The 20,713-nt window shown below is 74.3% G+C and carries 22 protein-coding genes and 2 pseudogenes; 16 read left to right on the top strand and 8 right to left on the bottom strand.

All coding sequences use genetic code 11. The annotated features are described in order from the left end of the window. Nucleotides 1-53: 53 nt before the first annotated feature. Nucleotides 54-209: a hypothetical protein gene (locus PV341_RS01590; RefSeq protein ID WP_500329414.1), complete on the top strand. Its 156-nt coding sequence runs from the start codon at nucleotides 54-56 to the stop codon at nucleotides 207-209. Between the two features lie 72 nt (nucleotides 210-281). After that, on the top strand, nucleotides 282-842 hold the full coding sequence (locus PV341_RS01585; protein WP_500329400.1) for a mycothiol transferase: 561 nt from the start codon (nucleotides 282-284) through the stop codon (nucleotides 840-842). 98 nt (nucleotides 843-940) lie between these two features. On the opposite strand, the gene PV341_RS01580 is transcribed toward PV341_RS01585, so the two are convergent. Then, on the bottom strand, nucleotides 941-1,159 hold the full coding sequence (locus PV341_RS01580; RefSeq protein ID WP_500356443.1) for a hypothetical protein: 219 nt from the start codon (nucleotides 1,157-1,159) through the stop codon (nucleotides 941-943). A 334-nt stretch (nucleotides 1,160-1,493) separates the two neighbouring features. On the opposite strand from PV341_RS01580, the gene PV341_RS01575 reads away from it, so the two are divergent. Continuing rightward, complete coding sequence (locus tag PV341_RS01575; protein WP_500329402.1) at nucleotides 1,494-2,186, top strand: SDR family NAD(P)-dependent oxidoreductase; 693 nt, start codon at nucleotides 1,494-1,496, stop codon at nucleotides 2,184-2,186. Nucleotides 2,187-2,207: 21 nt separating this feature from the next. Here the strand turns inward: PV341_RS01575 and PV341_RS01570 are convergent, their stop codons facing one another. After that, entirely contained in the window at nucleotides 2,208-3,455 is a 1,248-nt protein-coding gene (locus PV341_RS01570) for an MFS transporter (RefSeq protein ID WP_500356442.1), read from the bottom strand. 3 nt (nucleotides 3,456-3,458) lie between these two features. On the opposite strand from PV341_RS01570, the gene PV341_RS01565 reads away from it, so the two are divergent. After that, on the top strand, nucleotides 3,459-4,136 hold the full coding sequence (locus tag PV341_RS01565; protein WP_500329404.1) for a FadR/GntR family transcriptional regulator: 678 nt from the start codon (nucleotides 3,459-3,461) through the stop codon (nucleotides 4,134-4,136). A 21-nt stretch (nucleotides 4,137-4,157) separates the two neighbouring features. On the opposite strand, the gene PV341_RS01560 is transcribed toward PV341_RS01565, so the two are convergent. Further along, nucleotides 4,158-4,520, bottom strand: coding sequence for a DUF1330 domain-containing protein (locus PV341_RS01560; RefSeq protein WP_500356440.1), 363 nt, complete (start codon nucleotides 4,518-4,520; stop codon nucleotides 4,158-4,160). Nucleotides 4,521-4,731: 211 nt separating this feature from the next. Here PV341_RS01560 and PV341_RS01555 point away from each other — a divergent pair. From PV341_RS01555 to PV341_RS01535, 5 genes and pseudogenes are all read left to right on the top strand, one after another. Further along, nucleotides 4,732-5,355: pseudogene (locus PV341_RS01555) on the top strand (carboxypeptidase regulatory-like domain-containing protein); the annotation flags it as partial. Between the two features lie 452 nt (nucleotides 5,356-5,807). Then, nucleotides 5,808-6,662, top strand: a complete 855-nt coding sequence (locus PV341_RS01550) for a serine hydrolase (protein ID WP_500356439.1) — start codon at nucleotides 5,808-5,810, stop codon at nucleotides 6,660-6,662. Nucleotides 6,663-6,733: 71 nt separating this feature from the next. Then, entirely contained in the window at nucleotides 6,734-7,381 is a 648-nt protein-coding gene (locus PV341_RS01545) for a helix-turn-helix transcriptional regulator (protein WP_500332292.1), read from the top strand. Next, the gene (locus PV341_RS01540; protein ID WP_500332291.1) at nucleotides 7,378-8,511 is read left to right on the top strand and encodes an aminotransferase class I/II-fold pyridoxal phosphate-dependent enzyme; all 1,134 of its coding nucleotides are present in this window, start codon (nucleotides 7,378-7,380) and stop codon (nucleotides 8,509-8,511) included. The genes PV341_RS01545 and PV341_RS01540 overlap by 4 nt, the downstream gene beginning before the upstream one ends. Next, nucleotides 8,508-9,458 carry an ornithine cyclodeaminase family protein gene (locus PV341_RS01535; protein ID WP_500356437.1) on the top strand — a complete coding sequence of 317 codons (951 nt, stop codon included), beginning with the start codon at nucleotides 8,508-8,510 and terminating at the stop codon, nucleotides 9,456-9,458. Before PV341_RS01540 ends, PV341_RS01535 begins: the two co-directional genes overlap by 4 nt. A 34-nt stretch (nucleotides 9,459-9,492) precedes the next feature. Here PV341_RS01535 and PV341_RS01530 read toward each other — a convergent pair whose 3' ends face one another. Then, on the bottom strand, nucleotides 9,493-10,332 hold the full coding sequence (locus PV341_RS01530) for a thioesterase family protein (protein WP_500356466.1): 840 nt from the start codon (nucleotides 10,330-10,332) through the stop codon (nucleotides 9,493-9,495). A 41-nt stretch (nucleotides 10,333-10,373) separates the two neighbouring features. Beyond that, nucleotides 10,374-10,952: an ATP-binding protein gene (locus tag PV341_RS01525; protein WP_500356435.1), complete on the bottom strand. Its 579-nt coding sequence runs from the start codon at nucleotides 10,950-10,952 to the stop codon at nucleotides 10,374-10,376. Nucleotides 10,953-11,087: 135 nt separating this feature from the next. Between PV341_RS01525 and PV341_RS01520 the strand changes: the two genes are divergently transcribed. Continuing rightward, the gene (locus PV341_RS01520) at nucleotides 11,088-11,714 is read left to right on the top strand and encodes a TetR family transcriptional regulator (protein ID WP_500332288.1); all 627 of its coding nucleotides are present in this window, start codon (nucleotides 11,088-11,090) and stop codon (nucleotides 11,712-11,714) included. Nucleotides 11,715-11,727: 13 nt separating this feature from the next. Here the strand turns inward: PV341_RS01520 and PV341_RS01515 are convergent, their stop codons facing one another. Further along, nucleotides 11,728-13,299: a glycerol-3-phosphate dehydrogenase/oxidase gene (locus tag PV341_RS01515; RefSeq protein WP_500356465.1), complete on the bottom strand. Its 1,572-nt coding sequence runs from the start codon at nucleotides 13,297-13,299 to the stop codon at nucleotides 11,728-11,730. Nucleotides 13,300-13,304: 5 nt separating this feature from the next. Next, nucleotides 13,305-13,904: a TetR/AcrR family transcriptional regulator gene (locus tag PV341_RS01510; RefSeq protein ID WP_500356434.1), complete on the bottom strand. Its 600-nt coding sequence runs from the start codon at nucleotides 13,902-13,904 to the stop codon at nucleotides 13,305-13,307. Nucleotides 13,905-13,976: 72 nt separating this feature from the next. Here PV341_RS01510 and PV341_RS01505 point away from each other — a divergent pair, with 72 nt between their 5' ends. The 4 genes from PV341_RS01505 (at nucleotide 13,977) to PV341_RS01490 (ending at nucleotide 18,191) form a co-directional block, all read left to right on the top strand. After that, nucleotides 13,977-15,569 (top strand): FAD-binding oxidoreductase, encoded by a 1,593-nt coding sequence (locus PV341_RS01505; protein WP_500332286.1) that lies wholly within the window; start codon nucleotides 13,977-13,979, stop codon nucleotides 15,567-15,569. Between the two features lie 30 nt (nucleotides 15,570-15,599). Beyond that, entirely contained in the window at nucleotides 15,600-16,481 is an 882-nt protein-coding gene (locus tag PV341_RS01500; protein ID WP_500332285.1) for a diacylglycerol kinase family protein, read from the top strand. Between the two features lie 25 nt (nucleotides 16,482-16,506). Further along, a complete protein-coding gene (locus PV341_RS01495) occupies nucleotides 16,507-17,166 on the top strand; it encodes a class I SAM-dependent methyltransferase (RefSeq protein ID WP_500332284.1) in 660 nt (219 codons plus the stop codon). Between the two features lie 233 nt (nucleotides 17,167-17,399). After that, complete coding sequence (locus PV341_RS01490) at nucleotides 17,400-18,191, top strand: MerR family transcriptional regulator (protein WP_500332283.1); 792 nt, start codon at nucleotides 17,400-17,402, stop codon at nucleotides 18,189-18,191. A gap of 159 nt (nucleotides 18,192-18,350) precedes the next feature. On the opposite strand, the pseudogene PV341_RS01485 reads toward PV341_RS01490, so the two are convergent. Beyond that, nucleotides 18,351-18,722: pseudogene (locus tag PV341_RS01485) on the bottom strand (leucine zipper domain-containing protein); the annotation flags it as partial. Nucleotides 18,723-18,872: 150 nt separating this feature from the next. On the opposite strand from PV341_RS01485, the gene PV341_RS01480 reads away from it, so the two are divergent. Next, a complete protein-coding gene (locus PV341_RS01480; RefSeq protein WP_500356432.1) occupies nucleotides 18,873-19,622 on the top strand; it encodes a hypothetical protein in 750 nt (249 codons plus the stop codon). A 63-nt stretch (nucleotides 19,623-19,685) separates the two neighbouring features. Continuing rightward, nucleotides 19,686-20,672 carry an RNA polymerase sigma factor gene (locus PV341_RS01475; protein WP_500332281.1) on the top strand — a complete coding sequence of 329 codons (987 nt, stop codon included), beginning with the start codon at nucleotides 19,686-19,688 and terminating at the stop codon, nucleotides 20,670-20,672. The last annotated feature ends 41 nt before the right edge of the window (nucleotides 20,673-20,713 follow it).

The raw sequence follows: 20,713 nt of genomic DNA, 5'->3' as shown, positions 1-20,713 counted from the left end.
GGCCCGCGGCTGGGTGGCCAAGCGACGGCACGAGCTGGACGCGCGAGGGGAGCGTGGCGACGTTGACGTCCGGTGGCCTGGAACGGCTGGAAGCCGCCTATCCGTCGCTCCTGGCCAGTGCGCGCAGGCGCGTCATGGACCACGTCGACTCCGCCTCCCTCTCGGGCATGGCCGTCCAGTTCGAAGGCGTCGCCGAGCACCTCGGCTGAGGGCCGGCGTCCGGCGTCCGGCGGCACAAACTCGGTGGCGGAAGCGGGCCGTCACGGACCACCATGCGGGGCATGAGCGACCAAGCGCCACGATGGACCCGGGCAACCGTCTACCCCGACATGTGGGTCGACCCGGACGACGACCCCCGCGACAGCGAAGGCCCCGGTCCGGAGGGTGAACTCGCCACCCTTCAGGACTACCTGACGAGCTACCGCATGACCCTGCGGATGAAGTGCCAGGACCTGGACCCGGAGCAACTGGCCCGTCGTTCGGTCCCACCGTCGACGATGTCGCTGCTCGGCCTCGTCCGGCACCTCGCCGAGGTGGAACGGGACTGGCGCAACTGGATCAGCGACGGCGAACCGCTGCCGAAGCTGTACGGCAGGCGGGACGCGGACTTCGACGACGCCGTCGCCGACCAGGCCGTGGTCGATGCCGCGTACCGCGATCTGGAACGCGAGCAGGCAGCGACCGACGCGGCGCTCGCGGCGCACCCGGACCTGGGCGAGCGCGTGGGGAAGGACGGGATCGCCGTCAGGGGGCTGCTGGTGCACCGGATCGAGGAGTACGCCCGGCACTGCGGGCACGCCGACCTGTTGCGCGAGTGCGTCGACGGCAGGGTGGGGCAGTGACGGGGGCCTGAGCCCTTCCTCCCCGGCACGCGGGTGATCACGCGGTGGCCGCCGTCCTTTTGGCCCGGGCCTGCCGGTCCCGGCCTGCCGCTCCCGTCCTACCGGGCCCGGACGGCCGCCCGGCTCGGTACGACCATCCTGGAGGTGTCGACCAGGGAGAGCCCGGCCAGTCCCAGCAGGGGAAGGACGCGCCACGGCGGGATCCTCAACACCTTTACCTCCGTGTGGTACGTGCTCGTGTCCACGTGCTGCCACAGGATCCGGCCGCCCGCGGGGACGTGGTCGGCGAAGTACACGCCGTACAGGACGAGGGCCACGCCGATCGCCGTGGGCGACGAGGCGCTGCAGGAGCCGGTGCCGGCCGCCGATCGCCGGGACCACGGCGAACGCCTCGTTGAGGAAGCGCGTCGTACGGACCGGGACCAGGGCGAGGCAGAGGCCGAGCCCGATCATCGCGCACGCCGCCAGTACCGCGACCAGCGACGCCCCCGCGAACCCGCGCACCGCCCACTCCCCGCGCTCCTCCGGCGCCACCCCGGGCGTCGTCAACGCCAGCGACAGGGCGGATCCCCGGGAAGCGGCGTTGACGGGACCCGTACGCGGTACGGATCCCTGCGGCGACAGAAGATCCGCACAGCGCAGGGGAGACCCATGACCGTCTCACTGATCACCGGAGGCACCAGGGGCCTCGGCCGGGAGACCGCCCGCCGGCTGATCGAGCTGGGGCACACCGTGCACGTCGGCGGCCGCGACGCGAGCCACGGCCGCGCGGCCGCCGCCGAGCTCGGCGCCCACTTCGTCCCCCTCGACGTGACCGACGACGCCTCCGTCACTGCGGCTGCGGCCGACCTCACCCGCCGGGAGGGCCGGCTCGACGTCCTGGTCAACGGCGCCGGGGCGTTCGAGGGCGTGCGCGGGGCCGAGGAGGTCACCGCGGCCGTCATGCGCCACGTCTTCGAGACCAACGTCTTCGGAGCGGTGCGGATGACACACGCCTTCCTGCCCCTGCTGGCGGTCTCCGAGGCGCCCGTCATCGTCAACGTGAGCTCGGCGTTCGGCTCGTTCGGCCTGGTCACCGACCCGGGCCGCCCGGAAGCCCGCATCCTCCTGCCGGTGTTCGCGTCGTCGAAGGCGGCGCTGAACATGCTCACGGTGCAGTACGCCAAGGCCCTGCCCGGCCTGCGTGTCAACGCCGCCGAGCCCGGGCTGACCGGGGCGGACCCGTTCGGAACGGGCACCGGGACCGTGGGGGAGGGCGCCGAGGCGATCGTCCGGCTGGCGACCCTCGGCCCGGACGGCCCCACCGGCACCTTCTCCGGCCCGGACGGCGCACTGCCCTGGTGATCCCCGCGGTCGGCGCCGCGGTCAGCCAACGTTACGGTCCCGTCCCGCGAGCAGGCCCGCGGCCAGCTGCGCCACCATCAAGGCGGCCATGAGGACCAGCGGGACCCGCCAGCCGCCGGTGTGCTCGTAGAGCGCTCCGACCAGGAACGGGACGGGGATCGACAGCAGGTAGCCGGCGCTCTGCGCGAAGGCGGAGAGCCGCACCACCGTCGCGCTGTTCCGGCCGCGCAACCCGATCATCGTCAGGGCCAGTGGGAACGAGCAGTTGGCGACGCCCAGCAGCACGGCCCACACCCACGGCGCGGCAGCCGGTGCCGCCCACAGCCCCGCGTACCCGGCCAGCCCGAACACCCCGAGCACGACCGCGATGCCGCTCTGCCGCCGCAGCCTCCCCGCGAGGGCCGAGAGCGCGAAGGACAGCGGTACGCCCAGCAGTGAGGTGACGGCGAACAGCACGCCCGCGGTCCCGGCCGACAGCCCTGCGTCCCGGAACACCTGGGGCAGCCAGCCGATGACGACGTAGGCCGCCCCCGCCTGCAGGCCGAAGTACGCGGCCAGCGCCCATGCCGTGGCGGAGCGGGTCATCCGCACACCGAGTCCGGTCCCGGCGCCGGGTGGCCCGGGTGCGGGCTGCGGCGCCCGGTCCGCCGTACGGATGCGCGCCAGTACGAGCCACGGGGGCACGGCGGCGGCGGCGACCACGCCCCAGGCGCCCAGCCCCCACCGCCAGTCACCGCCGAAAGCCCCGGACAGCGGCACCGTGGCGGCCGCCGCGACCGAGGCGCCCAGGTTGAGGGCCATGGAGTACAGGCCGGTCATACGGCCGACCTGGTCGGGGAAGCGCTGCTTGACCACCACCGGCAGCAGCACGTTGGCCACGGCGATCCCGGCGAGCGCGAAGGCGCTGAGCGCCAGGAACAGCGCGGTGCCCCCGGCGAGGGGCCGCAGCACCAGCCCCACGGCGACCACGGCCGTGCCCGCCGCGACGACCGCCGAAGGTCCGTACCGGCGGGCGAGCCCGGGAGCGGCGAAGCCGACCAGGGCGAAGCAGAGCGCCGGCACGGAGGTGAGCAGCCCGGCGACGGCACCGCTCATCCCGAGGGCGGCGCGCGCTTCGGCCAGGACGGGCCCGAGGCTCGTGACGGCGGGGCGGAGGTTGAACGCCACCAGCAGCAGCGCCACCACCGCCAGGCCGCCGGTGCGGGCACCGGGCCGTGCCGGGTTCCGCCGTTCCGCGGACCGGTTCGGGACCCTCCGGCGTATAATCATGGGATGAGTCTACGTCCCGTGCCGCGTCCTTCCGGTCTCTTCGAGCAGGTCGTGTCCGGACTGCGCCGCCAGATCACCTCCGGGGCCTGGCCGGTGGGCTCGCGCATCCCGACCGAGCCGGAACTCGTCCGGCAACTGGGGGTGGCCCGCAACACCGTCCGCGAGGCCGTCCGCGCGCTCGCCCACAACGGGCTGCTGGACATACGCCACGGCTCGGGCACGTACGTCGCGGCGACCAGCGAGCTCGCCGGGGTGATGCAGCGCCGCTTCGAGGACGCCGGGCAGCGGGACGTGACCGAGGTGCGCGGCGCCCTGGAGTCGGCCGCCGCCGGCCTGGCCGCGACGCGCCGCACGGAGGACGACCTCGCCCGCCTCGGCACGCTGCTGGACCAGCGGGAACGCGCCTGGGCCTCGGGTGACCGGGACGCCTTCGTAGACGCGGACAGCGCCTTCCATCTCGCCGTGGTGGCCGCCTCGCACAACGAGGTGCTGGCCGAGCTCTACGCGGACCTGGGCCAGGTCGTCAGGGACTCGCTGAAGGAGCACTTCGGCGGCCGCGCGTTGCGCCCGGAGGACTACATGGACCACGCGCGTCTGCTGGACGCCGTCCGCGCGGGCGACGCGGCCGCGGCGGCCGGTGAGGCCGCCTCCCACACCTCGGGCTGCCGGTTCGGCGGCTGAGCCCGCCGGGCCTGCGGCCCGTCAGGCCGGCAACGCGCCCGTCCGGGTGGCTTCCTCCCTGAGCCGCGCGGCGGTCCTGGTGACGTCGTAGCCGGGTCCGACGCCGTCGACGAGGATGACCTCGCCGTCGAGATGGCGGGTGCGGAGCGGAAGGATCTCCTGGTAGAGGTTCGACCCGTACCAGGCCCGCGCCCGGTCCATGTCCGGGAACTCGATCAGGACGATCGTCCCGGGCCACCGCCCCTCGACGACCTCCACGGTCGCGCCATGGACGATGAAGCGGCCGCCGAAGGGGTCCAGGGTGTCCTGGATGCGCTCCATGTAGGTGAAGACCTCCTCGTGGGGCTGCGCGGGACGAAGGTGGCCGACGGCGTAGGCGGTCATGGCTGCTCCCTGGGGTCGTGGTGAGTGGTGTCCCGTGTCCGTCCTGCCGGACGTCCTTGATCCTGCCGGGCCCGTGCGGGCCGGTCGATGACGCCGGAGGTAATGGCGTCACGGGCGGCGATCTCGTCGACCCGGCGGCGTGCCACGGCTCGACCTCCGCCATCGCCGTCATGTGTGTCTTCATCCGACTTGTTTGTCATTGGATGACGCGACCCTGATATCGCTCACCGGCCGGCAGCTCGGCCGCGCCTCCACCCGGGCCGACGGCGGCTACACGCTGACCGCGCCCGGCGCCGGCTCGTACGTGCTCGTCGCCGCCGCCGACGGCCACCAGCCGCAGGCGTCCACCGTGGTGGTCGGCGAGGAGCCCGTCCCCTACGACGTGGTCCTGGCCACCGGCGGCACCGGCCAGGACGGCACCTTCGGCTTCCAGGACCTGCCCGCGGGCGACTTCACCCTGGCCGTCAACGCCACCGGCTACCGGCCGGCCGCACTGCCGGTCGAGGTCGCCGGCAACGGCCCCACCCACGTCGAGGTCCCGCTCCGCACCGGAGCCCGCCTGCAGGGCACCGTCCTCGGCGGCACCGCCCGCACACCACTGCCGGAGGCCCGCGTCACCCTGATCGACGCGGCCGGGAACCTGCTGGCCACCGCCACCGCCACCGCCACCACCGGCACCGACGGGGCCTACGCCTTCGGCGACCTGGACGCCGGCGAGTACGCGCTGGTCGCCAGCGGCTACCCGCCGGTGGCCACCCAGGTCACCGTCGGCAACGACGCCACGGCCGGCCACCAGGACGGCTTCGACGTCGAACTCAACCACCCCGAGGGATGACGCGGTCGTCCCTCTGTGCGGACGGGTGCGAACTTCATCACATCCAGGTCATATCGGTACGGTTCGGGCGGGGCCGCGAGGCCCGATGCGGGACCGCCCCCAGGAGGCCGTCCGCGACCAGAGTGGCGGTCGCCCTCCCGGGTGGCGGCAACGGCCTGCAGCGGTCGCCTCCGCCTGGCCGGCCGGCCGACAACGGCGCGTCGCGTCACCGCACTTGGGGCATCGGGCACGCCAAGACCGCGGTGCGGAACGGCGTCGCGTCACGGCCGCGCGACGGTCCCCGAAGGCTTCCCCGTGAACCGTCCGGCCACGCGGGGACGTGGCCGCGCAGCGCCTGCCGAGGTCCTCGCCGCCCCGGCCGGACGTAGCCGACGTCACATCCCGTCCTGCCCAACCGTCCGCCCACACTGGGCAGTCAGCCCGGCCGGCAGCAACCCGATGGACGGAGTGACATGGGTCATACCCGAATATCCCGGCGCGCCCTGGCCGCCGCGGTCCTCGCAGGCGTGGCGGTCCCCGTGGCGGCAGGAGCCGCGACGGCGGAGGCCGCCGCCGCGACGCCCCAGGTGAGCTGCAGCTCGGCGGCGCCCGGACTGGCCGCGAAACTGCAGCGGGACATCACGTCGGCGCTGGAGGGCGGCACCGCCCGTACGGCCGTGTCCGTGCACGACCGCGCGACCGGCACGTCGTGCACCCTCCGCGCGGACCAGCACTTCGACTCCGCCAGTACGGTCAAGGTCACCGTCCTGGCGACCCTGCTGCGGGACGTGCAGCAGCACCACCGCCACCTCACCTCCCGTGAGGCCGGGCTCGCCACCGCCATGATCACGAAGTCGGACAACGACGCCACGACCGTGCTGTGGAAGCAGCTCGGCGTCGCCAAGGTCAACGACTTCCTGTCCGCCGCCGGGATGAGCCACACGGTGCCGGGCGGCGCCGGGGCCTGGGGTCTCACCCAGATCACCGCCGGGGATGAGCAGAAGCTGATGGACCTGCTCACGGCACCGAACGCCGTGCTCGGCGACAACGCGCGCGCCTACGCCCTCAAGCTGATGAACGAGGTCGTCCCCTCCCAGCGCTGGGGCACCCCCGCGGGCGCTCCGGACTCCGCGGTCGTCCACGTCAAGAACGGTTGGCTCTCCCGCGCCACCCACGGTTGGCGGGTGCACAGCCTGGGCGCCTTCACCGGCGGTGGGCACGACTACAGCATCACCGTCCTCACCGACGGCGACGCGACGATGGCCTCCGGCATCGCCACCGTCGAGGGCGTCTCCCGCGCGATCCACCAGGACCTCGACGCGGCCTAGGCAAGGCCGTGTCGTGCGCCCCTCCGCGCAGGGGCTGGACTTAATGTCCAGGATGGACGTAGAGTCCAGCCATGGAGAAGGCGCGACTCGACGAGAACGACCCCCGGGTACGGCAGTGGGCCCCGGTCTGCCAGGCCGTGGCCCTGCTGCTGAGCCCGTACGCCGAGGTGGTCCTGCACGACGTCGCCGACGACCGCGTGCTGGGCATCTGGAACCCCATGTCGCGGCGTACCGCCGGCGACCCCTCGCTGCTGGGCGAGCTGGAGCGGCTGGACCCGTCGGCGCACGACGTGTACGGCCCGTACGAGAAGCTGCTCGCCGACGGGCGCCGGCTCTCGTCCGTCAGCGCGGTCCTGCGGGACGGCGACGGCCGGCCCTCCGCGGTGCTGTGCGTCAACCTCGACCGGACCCCGCTGGAGCAGGCGGCCTCGGTGCTCTCCGCCTTCGCCGCGCCCACCGTGCCGCACCCGGAGCCGCTCTTCGAGCAGGACTGGACCGAGCACGTGCAGCGGACCGTCGGCACCTACACCCGTGACCGGGGCTGCCCGGTGGACCGCCTGGGCCGCGAGGACCGCCTCGCGATCCTCGAGGAGCTCGACCGGACCGGGGTGTTCACGATGCGCCGCGCCGTGCCCGTCGTGGCCGGCGCCCTGCAGGCGTCCCGCTCCACCGTCTACGCCCTGCTCGCCGACCTCAAAGCGCAGAGGAAGCGCCCGTGAGCCGACTTCCCGACTTCCGGCTGGAAACGTACTTCTCCCGCTGGGAGTTCACCGTCCGTCATCACCTGACCGCCTCGGACGCGCAGACCATGACCCTCCCCGAACTGCTGGAACTCGCAGACGCCGAGGACCGGCACGCCTGGCAGACGCTCTCCCTCGGCTACACCCGGACCTTCGGCGACCCCGGGTTGCGCGAGGCGATCGCCGCAACGTACGAACGGGCGGGCGCCGACGACGTGATCTGCTTCGCAGGCGCGGAGGAGGCGCTCTACCTCGCGATGCAGGTGCTCCTCGGCCCCGGCGACCACGCCGTCGTCGTCACCCCCAACTACCAGGCCGCGGAGACCGTGCCGCTCTCCCTGTGCGAGGTGACGGGCGTGCCGCTCGACCCCGAGCGGGACTGGGCCCTGGACGTGGACCGGGTGGCCGCGGCGCTCCGCCCCACCACCCGCGTCGTGTCCGTCAACTTCCCCAACAACCCGACCGGCAAGGTCATCGACGCCGCCGACTTCGCGCGCCTGGCCGAGCTCTGCGACGAGCGCGGCATCCACCTGTTCAGCGACGAGGTCTACCGCGGCCTCGAACGCGACCCGGCCCGCACCCTGCCCCAGGCCGCCGACCTGTCGGAACGGGCGCTGTCGCTGAACGTCACGTCCAAGGCGCTCGGCCTGCCCGGGCTGCGGATCGGCTGGATCGCCTGCCGGGACCGGGAGTTGCGCTCGCGCCTGGAGCGGGCCAAGCACTACACCACGATCTGCAACGCCGCGCCCAGCGAGGTGCTCGCCCGGATCGCCCTCAAGGCCCGCGACCGGATCCTGGACCGCAACCGCGCCCTGATCGCCGCCAACCTCCCGCTCTTCGACGCCTTCTTCGCCGAGTTCGACGACCTGTTCAGCTGGCGCGCCCCGGACGGCGGCTGCGTCGCCTACCCCCGCTACCTCGGCGCCGACGGCGTGGAACGCTTCTGCACCGAACTCGTCGAGCAGGCCGGGGTCCTGCTGCTGCCCGCGAGCATCTTCCGCTCCGAGCTCACCGATACGCCCGCCGACCGCTTCCGTGTCGGCGTCGGGCGCCGCGACCCGGCCCCCGGACTCGACGCCCTCGCCGGCTGGCTGCGAGCGCGCCGATGACCGTCCCCGTCCTGGGCCCCGAGGAGATCGAGGCCGCCGCGCGGCCCGCGCTGGTGCTGGACGCGGTCCGTGCCGCGCTGATCGCCCACGCGGCCGGCCGCACCACCGTGCCGCCGCCCACCCATCTGACGTTCCCCGCCGCGGACGGCGACTGCCACGTGAAGACGGGCTGGATCGACGGGTCCGACGACTTCACCGTGAAGATCGCCTCCGGCTTCTACCGCAACCCGGAGCGCGGCGCACCCGTCAACCACGGCCTGGTCTGCGTCATCAGCGCCCACACCGGCCGGGTCCGCGCCGTCCTCGACGACGGCGGATGCCTCACGGCCTGGCGCACGGCAGCCGCCGGAGCCCTCGCCGGCCACGCCCTGGCCCGCCCCGAAGCCCGCAGCGTGGGGGTGTTCGGCACCGGCGAGCAGGCCCGGCTGCAGGTGCGGTGGCTGGCGATGCTGCGCCCCGTCGGCCGGGTCCTCGTCCACGGCCGCGACGGGGGCCGGGCGACCGCCCTCTGCGAGCACCTGGCGGCCCACGGGCTGAGCGCCGGCCCCGCCTCCGCCGCGGAGGCCGCGGGCGCCGACATCGTCGTCACCGCCACGCCCGCCACCTCCCCGGTGCTGGACGCCGACGCGGTCCGCCCCGGCGCGCGCGTCACCGCCGTCGGCGCGGACATGCCGCACAAGAACGAGCTGCCGCCCGCGCTCTTCGCCCGTGCCGCCGTCATCGCCACGGACGACCACGAACAGTGCCTCCACCACGGCGACCTCGCGCACGCCGTCCGAGCGGGCGCGGTCCCGCACGACGCCGACGTCCCCCTCGGGGCCCTGCTCCGCACCCCTCCGGACCGCAGGGACCGCACGGACGCCACTGTGACGATCGCCGACCTCACAGGCGTCGGGGCCCTCGACGCCGCCGTCGCCTCGGCGGTGGTCCGGGAGCTCCTCGGCTGACGTCCCGTCGGACGACCGCTTCCCCGGGGCGGGGTCAGGCCGAGGCGCCGCGACGCGGGGCGACGAACAGGCTCTGCACGCTGCGGCCGATGGGGCCCTGTTCGTCGTGGAGGGAGGCCTCGGCCATGCCCACGCCGTACGGGTCGACGGTGGTGCGGGCATCGAGGCAGACCCACTCGCCGGCGGGGTGGCGGTGGAGGTGGACGGTGAGGTCGGGGTTGACGAAGAGGTGCTCGGAGAAGTCCAGCACATTGCTCACGCCGTTGCCGGAGTCCGCCGCGACCAGGACACGGTCCAGGGGAGCGGTCTTCTCGCCCGCGACGAGCGGGACGCGCATCCGCAGCCAGCAGGTGGCGGGGCCGCGGTCGAGGAAGGAACCGGCGGCGAAGCGGGTCTCCATGGCCGTGTGGTAGCCGGTGTCCCACGGCACGGGGAAGAACGGCTCGGGGCGGGCCTGCGCGGGTCCGGGAACGGCGGGTTCCGCGGCGGCGCCGGGATCCGTGGTGGGGCCCGCGGCGGGGACGGTGCCGGGCGCGGTGCGGATGCGCAGGGCCCGCGCCCGCATGATCTGCGCGCCCCCGTCGGGCGACAGGGAGGCCTCGACCAGTTCCACGCTGCGCCCCTCGCGCAGCACGCGGGTGGTCACGGTGAGCGGGGCGAGCGGCACCGGGCTGTGGATCTCGAGGGTGATCCGGACCAGGCGCATGTCCTCGCGGGCGCCCGGACGCGTCTGCACCGCGCGGCCGAGCAGGGCCGCGGGCGGCCCGGCGTGCTGGCTCGCGGCGTCCCAGGGGCCGCGCGTGTACCCGGTCGGGACGAAGCGTTCGTCCGCCACCCGCTCGAAGAAGGCCTCGACATCACTATGGTCCGGCATGCTCACCGCTGCTCTCCCGCCCGCTGACGACGCAGTAGAGGCTACTGGTGGGTAAGTCCGGTGTCACGGCACTGGTGGGAGGGGGCTTCGCGGGCGTCCTGCCAGGCGGCGGCCGGCGACAGTTCGAACCACGTCGTCTTGCCGGTCGCCGTCAGGTCCGAGCCCCAGGCGTCGCTGAGCAGGTCCAGGATCTCCATGCCGCGCCCGCCCTCCGCATCGGTGTCGGTGACGCGCCGGACCGCGGCCCGGGAGCTGATGTCCTCGACCTCGCACCGCAGGTGCCCCTCCGCGACGCGCAGGTTCATCCGCACCGGACCGCGTGCGTGCCGCAGGGCGTTGGTGACCAGTTCGCTGACCAGGAGTTCCGCCGTATCCGCGAGGTTGCCAAGGCCCCATGTACGCACCTGAGCCGTGGCCAGCCTGCGGGCGCGGCCCACCGAGGCCAGCTCGTGCTCCAGCGGCCAGGAGGCGTCCCGGGCGGAGGCGCGTCCGGCCGGAGCGTGCAGGGGGCGCACGGGCTCCAGGGTGCGTGACCACAGCCTGAGCTGCCGGGCGAGCCAGGACGCTGAGGTGCGCGTCCCGTCTGTGCCGATGGCCTGGGCGGCGGCCATGGTGATCATTCCCTTCCGCTGTCGGGAGTGTGAGGCGCGAGAGTCTTTCCTGTAGCACCCGCTACGTCTATCAAATATACATGTAGCGGGTGCTACGGTAAATGCGCTGGCAAAAGTGATAAATGCGGACTTCGGGAGAGTGTCATGCCGCGACGGGCCGATGCCGACAAGCGGCGGGAACTCCTCGACCGTGTGCGGGAGTACGTGGTCGCGCACGGCCTGGCGGATCTTTCCCTGCGGCCGATGGCCAAGGCGCTGGGCACCAGCGACCGGATGCTCCTCTACTACTTCGGCAGCAAGGAACGCCTGGTCGCCGAGGCACTCGCCCTGGACGCGAGCCGGCCGATCCTGCGCTTCCGCGAGGTCCTCGCGGTGGCCGGCACGCCCCGGGACGCGGAGGGGATGCGACGCCTGGCGGAGGCGCTGTGGCGGGAGATCCGCAGCCCCGAGCGCCTTGCGCTGTTGCCCCTGTACTTCGAGATGATGGCCGCCGCCATGCTGAGACCCGAGCGCCACGGCCCCCACATGTACGGACTGGTCACCGAGTGGACCGAGCTCATCGCCCCTGTCTTCGAGGGCCTGGGTATGGCAGGGGAGCGTGCGCGCATCGAGGCATCCCTCCTGGTGGACGCCGTCTTCGGACTCCTGCTCGCATTCCTCGCGGACGGTGAGGAGGAGCGTGTGGACCCCACGTTCCGCACGCTCCTGGACCGCCTCGAAGCTGGCTGGCGTGCCCCGGACCGCGCCCCGGGGGCCGCCGCCGTCCCGTGACCCCGGGCCGGGTTCACGCCCCGGCCAGTGCCTCCTCCGCCGCCTGCAGCGCCGTCTCGCGGTCGGCCGGGACGAGGCCCACGCGGGTGCGCCGGTCGAGGAGGTCGCCGGTGTCGAGCGCCCCCTCGTGGCGTACGGCCCACACCAACTCCGCGCGCGTGACGGGGTGACCGGGCACGACCGGCTCCCGCAGGGCGGGATCGGCGGCCCCGAGGGCGTGCACGGCGGGGGCCTCGGTTCCGTAGCGCTGCACCAGGCGGCGCGGGGCCCGCAGGCCGGTGAGCACGTGCGGCGCTGCGGCGCCCACGAGCGGCAGCGACGTGGTGCGGCAGGGGGCGGTGCCGAGCCCGCGGGCCGTGACGGCGGCGTCGATCGCGTCCTGGGCCATGCGGCGGTAGGTCGTCAGCTTGCCGCCGACGACGGTCACCACGCCCTCGGCGGAGGTGAGCACCGCGTGCTTGCGCGAGATGTCGGCGGTACGGCCCGAGCCGTCGGCGGAGGTGTCGAGCAGCGGGCGCAGTCCGGCGAACGCCCCCACCACGTCGTCGCGGTGGACGGGGACGTCGAGCGCCGTGCCGAGCACGTCGAGCAGGAAGCCGATGTCCGTCTCGGGCACCTCCGGCACGTCGGGGACGGCTCCGTCGACCGGCTCGTCGGTGAGCCCCACGTACACCCGGCCGTCGCCCTGCGGCAGGACGAGCACGAACCGGTTGGACTCCCCGGGGATCGGTATGTGCAGGCCTGCGGGCAGGCCGCCGAGGCCCTCCGAGCGCAGCACCAGGTGCGTGCCCCGGGACGGACGCAGCCGTACGCCGTCGACCAGGCCGCCCGCCCACACGCCGGAGGCGTTGACCACCGCACGGGCCCGGATCGTGTGCTCCTCGCCGGTCAGCTCGTCGCGTACGACGGCGCCCGAGCCGCTGAGTGAGACCGCGCGCACCCGCGTCAGGACACGCGCCCCGTGCGCCGCGGCGGTCCGGGCGATCGCGGTCACCAGGCGGGCGTCGTCGGCGAGTTGGCCGTCCCAGGACAGCAGGCCGCCGCGCAGCCCCGCGGTGCGCAGGGCGGGGGCGAGGTGCCGGGTCTCCACCGCGGACAGCCGACGCGGCGCCGGGAGAGTGGCCCGCGCCGTCCGCGCCGACAGGCGCAGCGCGTCGCCGGCCCGGAAACCGGACCAGGCCAGTGCGGCCTGCCCGCGCGAGACCAGCGGGGTCAGCGGCAGCACGAAGGGCTGGGCGCGGACGAGGTGGGGGGCGGTGCGCTCCATCAGCACGCCGCGCTCCACCGCGCTCTCGTACGCGACGTCCAACTGGCCGGAAGCCAGGTAGCGCAGGCCGCCGTGGATCAGCTTGGAGCTCCACCGGGAGGTGCCGAAGGCCAGGTCGTGGGCGTCGATCGCGGCGACCGACAGCCCGCGGGACGCCGCGTCGAGGGCCGCGCCCGCGCCGGTGGCGCCGAGGCCGACGACCAGGACGTCCACCTGCTCGCCGGCGGCCAGTTCCGCCAGTTCGCGGGCGCGCCGCGCGGCGCTGAGCGAGGACGCGGGGGAGGGGGCCGGGCTGTTCATGGAACTCATGGGGCTCATGGAACTCATGGGGCGAGGGTCCTCTCCAGGATGTCCCGCAACTCCCCGAGGAAGGCCGCGGAGGTCAGGTCGGGGTCGTCCTCGTCGGTCATGGTGCGCAACGAGAGCGTGAACGACTGGACGACCAGCAGCACGGAACGGGCCTGCCGGGTGACGTGACCGGCGCGGACCGAGCCGTCGGCGTGGCCCTCCTCCAGGGCGCCGGCGATCCGTTCCAGCAGTGCGTCCTGGCTGGCGCCGCGGCGGTCCAGCACATAGGGGAGGAGCAGTTCGGGGTCGACGTCGAGGATCTTGACGAACAGCGGGTGGCGGCGGAAGGCGCGCACCCCCGCCACCAATCCCTCGACCATGTACGTCCGGATGCTCGTGTCCTCGTGCCGCTCGGGCATCGCGTCCACCGCGACCGAGACCCACTCACGGGTCATCAGGTCGCCGACGAGCGTGCGCACGTCGGGCCACCGCCGGTAGAGCGTCATGCGGGACACGCCGGCCCGGCGGGCCACGTCGGTCAGGGTCGTGCGGCGGACGCCGACGGCCAGGACGCAGTCGCGGACCGCGTCGAGCACCGGGTCGCTGTCCGAGCTGTTGTGACGAATAGGCGCCATGTGTCACAGTGTAACGCCCTGTGGGGGACGCAGGAGACGGCACCCCCAGAAACGACCGGTGAGGACGAGCCCGTGGACATGTTGTGGAGCGGCTGGGGCGACCCGGCCAAAGCGGCCCCGCTGCCCGACACCGTGATCGGCCTGCTGCGCGATCTGCTGGGCGTCAAACCCCGCGGCGCGGAACCCGCCGCCCTGGAGGACGTCGCCGTACCCGGGTCCCCCCTCACCGACGAGGCCCGGCAGGACCTCGCCGACTGCGTGGGCGACCCGGCCCACGTGCGCACGGACGCCGAGACCCGGATCCGCCACACGCGCGGCAAGTCCACCCCCGACCTGCTGCGCATCCGCGGCGGCGACGTCGACGACACCCCGGCGGCCGTCGTGCTGCCCGCCGGCCACGACGAGGTCCTGGCCGTCCTCGCCGTCTGCGCCGAACACGGCCTCGCCGTCGTCCCCTTCGGCGGCGGCACCTCCGTCGTGGGGGGCCTCGCCCCGCAGGGGCGGCGCCCCTTCGTCGCCCTGGACCTGCGCCGCATGAACCGTCTGCTGTCGCTGGACCCCGTCTCGCGGACAGCGATCCTGCAGCCGGGGCTGCGCGCCCCCGACGCGGAGGCGCTCCTGGCCGAACAAGGCTTCACCCTGGGCCACTTCCCCCAGTCCTACGAGTGGGCCACCATCGGCGGATTCGCCGCCGCCCGCTCCAGCGGCCAGGCCTCCGCGGGCTACGGCCGCTTCGACGAGATGGTGCTGGGCCTGACCGTCGCCACCCCGCGGGGCACCCTCGACGCCGGCCGCGCCCCCCGCTCCGCGGCCGGCCCCGACCTGCGCCAGCTGATCCTCGGCTCCGAGGGCGCGCTGGGCGTCATCACCTCCGTGACGGTGCGGATCCGCCCGCTTCCCCAGGTCAAGGTCTACGAGGGCTGGCGCTTCGCCTCCTTCGCCGAGGGCGCCGCGGCCCTGCGCCGGCTCGCCCAGGACGGCCCCCGCCCCACGGTGCTGCGCCTGTCCGACGAGACCGAGACGATGGTCGGCCTCGCCCAGCCCGACGCGATCGGCTCGGACGGGGCCGCGTCCGCGGGCTGCACGGCGATCGCCGGTTACGAGGGCACCGCGGAGGACACCGCCCTGCGCCGGGAGCAGGCCGCGGCCGTACTGCGCGAGTGCGGCGGCGCGTACCTGGGCGAGGAGCCCGGCGAGCGCTGGGCCCACGGCCGGTACTCCGCCCCCTACCTGCGGGACTCGCTGCTCGACGCGGGCGCCTTCGCCGAGACCCTGGAGACCGCCACCTTCTGGTCCCGGATCCCCGAGCTGTACGACTCCGTGCGCGATGCGCTCACCGCGACGCTGGCCGCGGCCGGCACCCCGCCGCTGGTCATGTGCCACATCTCGCACGTCTACGAGAACGGCGCCTCGCTCTACTTCACGGTCGTCTCGGCGCAGGGCGAGGACCCCGTGGCGCACTGGACCCCCGCCAAGGAGGCCGCCAACGAGGCCGTCCTCGCCGCGGGCGGCACCATCACCCACCACCACGGCGTGGGCACCGACCACCGCGACTGGTACGTCCGGGAAGCGGGTCCGCTCGGCATCGAGGCCCTGCGCGCCGTCAAGGACGCGCTCGACCCCGACGGGCTCCTCAACCCCGGCATCCTGCTGCCCACCCGCTGACCCCGTCCCGCCGTCCCCGGAGGCACACCCATGCGACAGTTCACGGCCGTCGTCAACCCCACCGCCGGGGGATCCACCGGGGCGGCAGCCGTCCTCCCACTGGCGAAGCTGCTGCGGGAGGCGGGCGCGGAGCTGGAGACCGTGTGCAGCGACAGCCTCCGGCACGCCCAGGACCTGGCGCGCCGGGCCGGCGAGCGCGGCCGCGTCGTCCTGGCCGTCGGCGGTGACGGCATCGTGGGCGGCATCGGCGGCGCCCTCAGCGGGACCGGCACCGTCCTCGGCCTCGTCCCCGCAGGCCGCGGCAACGACTTCGCGCGCGCCCTCGGCCTGCCCTCCGGGCCCGCCGAACTCGCCAGGATCCTGCTCCGCGACGAGCCGCGCGCCGTCGACACCATCGAGGTCGAGTCGGCGGTCCACGACCGGACCGTCGTCCTCGGCAGCGTCTACGCAGGCGTCGACGCGGTCGCCAACCACCACGCCAACACCGCCCGGCTGCTGCGCGGCCCGGCCTCCTACTACGCCGGCGGGCTGCGCGCGGTGGCCGGCTGGCGTGCCGCCGCCTACCGCGTCACCGTCGACGGAGTCGTCCACGAACGCCGCGGCTACACCGTCGTCGCCGCCAACTCCGGCTACTACGGATCCGGCCGGGCCATCGCGCCCGGCGCCCGGGTCGACGACGGGCTGCTCGACGTCGTCATGATCCACGACGCGCCGCGCCGCCTCTTCTTCGCGCTGATGAACGAACTCAAGACCGGTGCGCACGTGGAGCGCCCCGAGGTCGAGATCGTGCGCGGCAAGGAGATCCGCATCGAGGCCGACCGCGCGATCCCGTACGGCGCGGACGGCGAGGTGGAGGCCGCCCTCCCGGTCACCGCGCGGATCCGCCCGGGCGCACTCCGCGTGCTGTGCTGATCCCCGCCGTGGGTAGGCTCGCCCGGTGCCCGAAGACGCCTACCTCGCCGCGGTCCGGGAGTCGTACGACACCGTCGCCGCCGACTACGCCGCACAGGTCAGCACCCCGGACGGACTCGACCCGCTCTCCCGCGCCATGCTGGCAGCCTTCGCCGAGACCGTGCGCACGGCCGGCCGGGGCCCGCTGGCGGACCTGGGGTGCGGCCCCGGCTACGTGACGGCGCACCTCGCCGGGCTGGGGGTGCGCGCGTACGGGGTCGACCTGTCGCCGCGCATGGTCGAGCTGGCCCGGCGGGCCCACCCGCACCTGCGCTTCACCGTGGGGTCCATGACCGCGCTCGACATCGGCGACGGCGAACTGGGCGGCGTCCTCGCCTACTACTCCACCCACCACACGCCGCCCGAGCTGCTGCCCGTCGTCTTCGCCGAGTTCCGCCGCGTCCTGGCACCCGGCGGCCACCTGATGCTCGCCGGCTGGGTGGGCGAGGACGAGCACCTGTGCCCGGAGCACGCGTACGGCGGCCACCCGGTCTCGTACGGGCTCCACATGCTGCCGGCCCCGCGGATCGCCGCGCTGCTCGAGGAGGCCGGTCTCACCGTCACGGCACGCCTGGTGCAGGAGCCCGGTGCGGGCGCGAAGCGCGCCGTCGCCACGTTCCTCGCGGAGAAACCCGAACGCCCCTGACGGCCGGGCCCCTTCCTGCGTCACCCCGCGGGCGGACCGATGTCCAGTCCGTTCTCGTCCAGGGCGTCGGAAGGCGGCGCGGGTCGACGCTGTTCCACGTCAGCGAGAGCTCGTCCGGCTCGTTGTGGTCGGCCTCGACCTGCTCGCCGGCGAAGCCGACCACCGCGTCATCCTGCCAGAGCCCGCGCGGCGGGCTTGAACCGGCCGTAACGGGAGGTCATAGCGTTGTCGGCGTGATCGGGAACGACGACGACCGGCGTCTGTGGAGCATCGGCGAGGTGGCCCGCGCCACCGGCACGACCATCCGCACGCTGCGCCACTACGACGAGATCGGCCTGCTCGGGGCGAGTGCACGCACCGCCGCCGGACACCGCCGCTACACCGAGCGGGACGTGCGCCGGCTCTACCGGGTGCGGGCACTGCGCGCGCTCGGGCTCCCGCTGGACGAGATCCAGCGCGTCCTCGCGGACAGCGGGGAGGACCTGGGGTCGATGCGCGACCTGCTGACCGCACAGCTGTCCGCTCTGGAGGCGCACGCCGCGCGGATCCGCCAGCTCACCGCGCAGCTCCGCGGGCTCCTCGGGCGAATCGAGGGGACGTCGATGCCCCATCCCGAACAGTTCATGACGACCTTGGAGTTGATGTCCGTGTTCGAGACCCACTTCACCGCCGGGCAGCGGGAGCAACTGGCCGCACGACGGGCCGAGATCGGCCCGGAGGGTGTCGAGGCCGCGAGGACCGAGTGGACCGGGCTCGTGGAGGCGCTGCTGTCGCACGTCGAGGCGGGCACGCCCGCCGACGACCCGGAGGTCAGGACCCTGGTCGGTCGCTGGGACGCCGTGGGGAGCGGCTTCCACGCCGCGGGTGAGGACGGCGAGGCGACCAGGGCCGCCGCGCGGCGGCTGTGGGACGAGCGCGGGGAGGAACTCGCGCGGAACCTGCCGTGGCCCCCGGACCGGATGCGGGCCCTGCTGCGGTACGTGGAGGAGGTTCGCGAGGCCGACTGGGGCGTGTCTGACAAATAGCGCCGTCCGCCCGGAGGGCGGGGCTCGGGGCGGCTGGTGCGTGCTATCGCAAGGCGGAGGATCGGCCTCGTACTGGACGTACGTGGACGACTCCGACAACGCAGCGAGGTGCCCCCACCGCCCGAAGGGCGGGCCCAGCGGCTCCCCCAGCTCCGCTGGGAGGTGCCCCCAGGTGCGGTCCATCCAGGCGATCCGGTGCAGGCCGTGCCGGGTCAGGATCCGGTGCACTGTCGAGGCCGGCATCCCGAGAATCGGCCCGATCCGTGCCGGACCGAACTTACGAGTGGTCCGCAGGTGACAGACCTGGGCCTCCATGGCGGCCGGTGTGCGGTGGGGGACGGTGTGAGGCCTGCTCGTACGGTCGTGCAGGCCGGCGTCGCCCTCGACCCGCCAGCGGCGGACCCACTTGTGAGCCGTGGCGCGCGATATCCCCATCTCAGCCGCGACATGAGCGACCGGTCGGCCCGAGCAGACACGCTCGACCAGCAGCCGCCTGCCATGAACGGTCAGCCGGGCATTACGGTGGGACACGAAGACCTCCGGTGTGGTGCGGTCCTAGACAGCTCCACCACACCGGAGGTCTTCGCCTTGATCAAGCCCGGACCGGTGTCAACAACGCTCGTGATCAATACACCTAGGCTGGAACGTCGGCCGGTTGCGGGAGGGAGACCGATGGACGGGATGTCGCGAGGGCCGGACGGCCCGCTCTCACGCGGTCCGGGCGGGGCGGCCGGAGCGCCGCGGGGACGGCTGCACCGGCCCGGTGATCTCAGCGTCTCCCCGGGACCCGACCGGCACCACTACTGGGCCCTGCTGCCCGCATACGTCCGCGCGCGCATGGCGCACGGGACGGGCACCGTCCTGGAGTGGTGGGCGCACGCGGCGGTCGGCGGCGGGGTCCAGGCCGTGGTGCTCGGCACCGAGGGCCTCGGCGTGGCGGAGCCCGCCGAGGGCCCGGGCCTCTCGGTGCGCACCCTGCGGCTCGACCCGGACTCCTTCGTCACCCGGCCCTTCCGGAGCGGCCCGGCGACCCCCACGGCACGCGCCGCCGGTCTCGGGGCCGCCGCCTCGCTGCTCTCAGGACGGGCGGCGCCCACGCCTTCCCCCGCGGCACCCGACGCCGAGGGCGCCGAACCCGAGCTGACCAGGGAGGCCCGGGACTTCCTCGGCAACCTGCCCCCGGGCGCCCAGCGCTTCCTGCAGCAGCCCTTCCTCGGCGAGGACCGGCACGTCACCACCCGGTGGTACTTCTACGAGCAGCCCGTGGCCGGAGGCCCGCCGGAGATGTCCGTCTGGTGCCACCTGGAGGGCCGGCGCACGGTGACCTTCCTCTCCGCAACCCGCCGGCTGCCGCAGGGCGCCGATCCCGCACAGGCCACCTGGTCGGTCGTGTGCCGCCGTGCGGCGGTGCTTCCCCCGGCGGGCCCCTGAGGCCTCCCGTGCGGAGGCGTTTCCGGATGGCCGCGGTGACGCCGTAGCATCCGCTGGAGAGGGATGAACGCCGGAAGGGACGCGATGGGCCTGGACGAATCCGTGGCAGCCCGTGCCGAGGACGTGGCGCTCACCCGGGCCGCTCAGGCGGGTGACGTCACGGCGCTCGGTCTCCTCCTGGAGCGTCACCGCGCCGGCATGCGCGCCGTCGCCCTGAGCGTCCTGGGCCCGGGGCCCGACGTGGACGACGTGCTGCAGGACGCGGCGCTGACGGCGTTGCGCCGCGTGGGCGACGTCCGTGATCCCGCCGCGGTGGGGCCGTGGCTGCGGATGATCGTCCGCAACAACGCCCGCTCCCTGCTGCGCGGCACGGCCCCCACCAGCCCGGTCGACGACCTCGTCCTGCGCGCGGCGGACTCAGGACCCGAGCGGTGGCTGGAGTCCGCCGCGCTGCGGGACTGGATCTGGGAGGCCATCGAGCAGCTCTCCCCGACGCTGCGGCTGCCGCTGGTACTGCGCCACTTCACCACCGGCGTCAGCTCGTACGAACAGATCGCCTCGGCCTGCGGGCTTCCCGTCGGCACCGTCCGCAGCCGGCTCAGCCAGGCCCGGGCCAAGCTCGCCCAGGCACTCGCCGAGACCGCGGACGGCGCCCACGACGACAGCACCCGGCGCACCAGGGCCAGCAGGACCGAGGCCCACGAGACCCTGGCCGCGGCCGAACGCGGCCACTTCGCCGGCTTCCTGCGGGAACGCTGGTCACCCGAGGTCGGCCTGTTCAGCGGGAGGGAGCGGGTGGGGGGCAGGGGCCTGCTGATCCGCGGCATGGACTCCGACCTGACCGCCGGGGTCCGCCAGCGCCTCGTGCACGCCGTCGCCGGGCGCTCGCTGACCGTCTGGGAGATGGACATCGTCAACCCGCCGGACAACCCGGGGCACTGCCCACCCGCCGTCGCCTGGCTGATGACCCACGACGCCACGGGCCGGGTCGACGGCCTGCGCCTGCACCACCCCCGCCCCGTGCCCGTACCCGGCGCCGCGGCCGCGTGAGCCGGGTACGGGCACGGGGCGGGGGTGGTGCAGGCGCAGGC

It is taken from the genome of Streptomyces sp. PA03-1a (assembly GCF_033792805.1).
In the GTDB taxonomy this organism is placed as follows: Bacteria; Actinomycetota; Actinomycetes; order Streptomycetales; family Streptomycetaceae; genus Actinacidiphila.
This window is presented reverse-complemented; position numbering and strand designations above follow the sequence as displayed.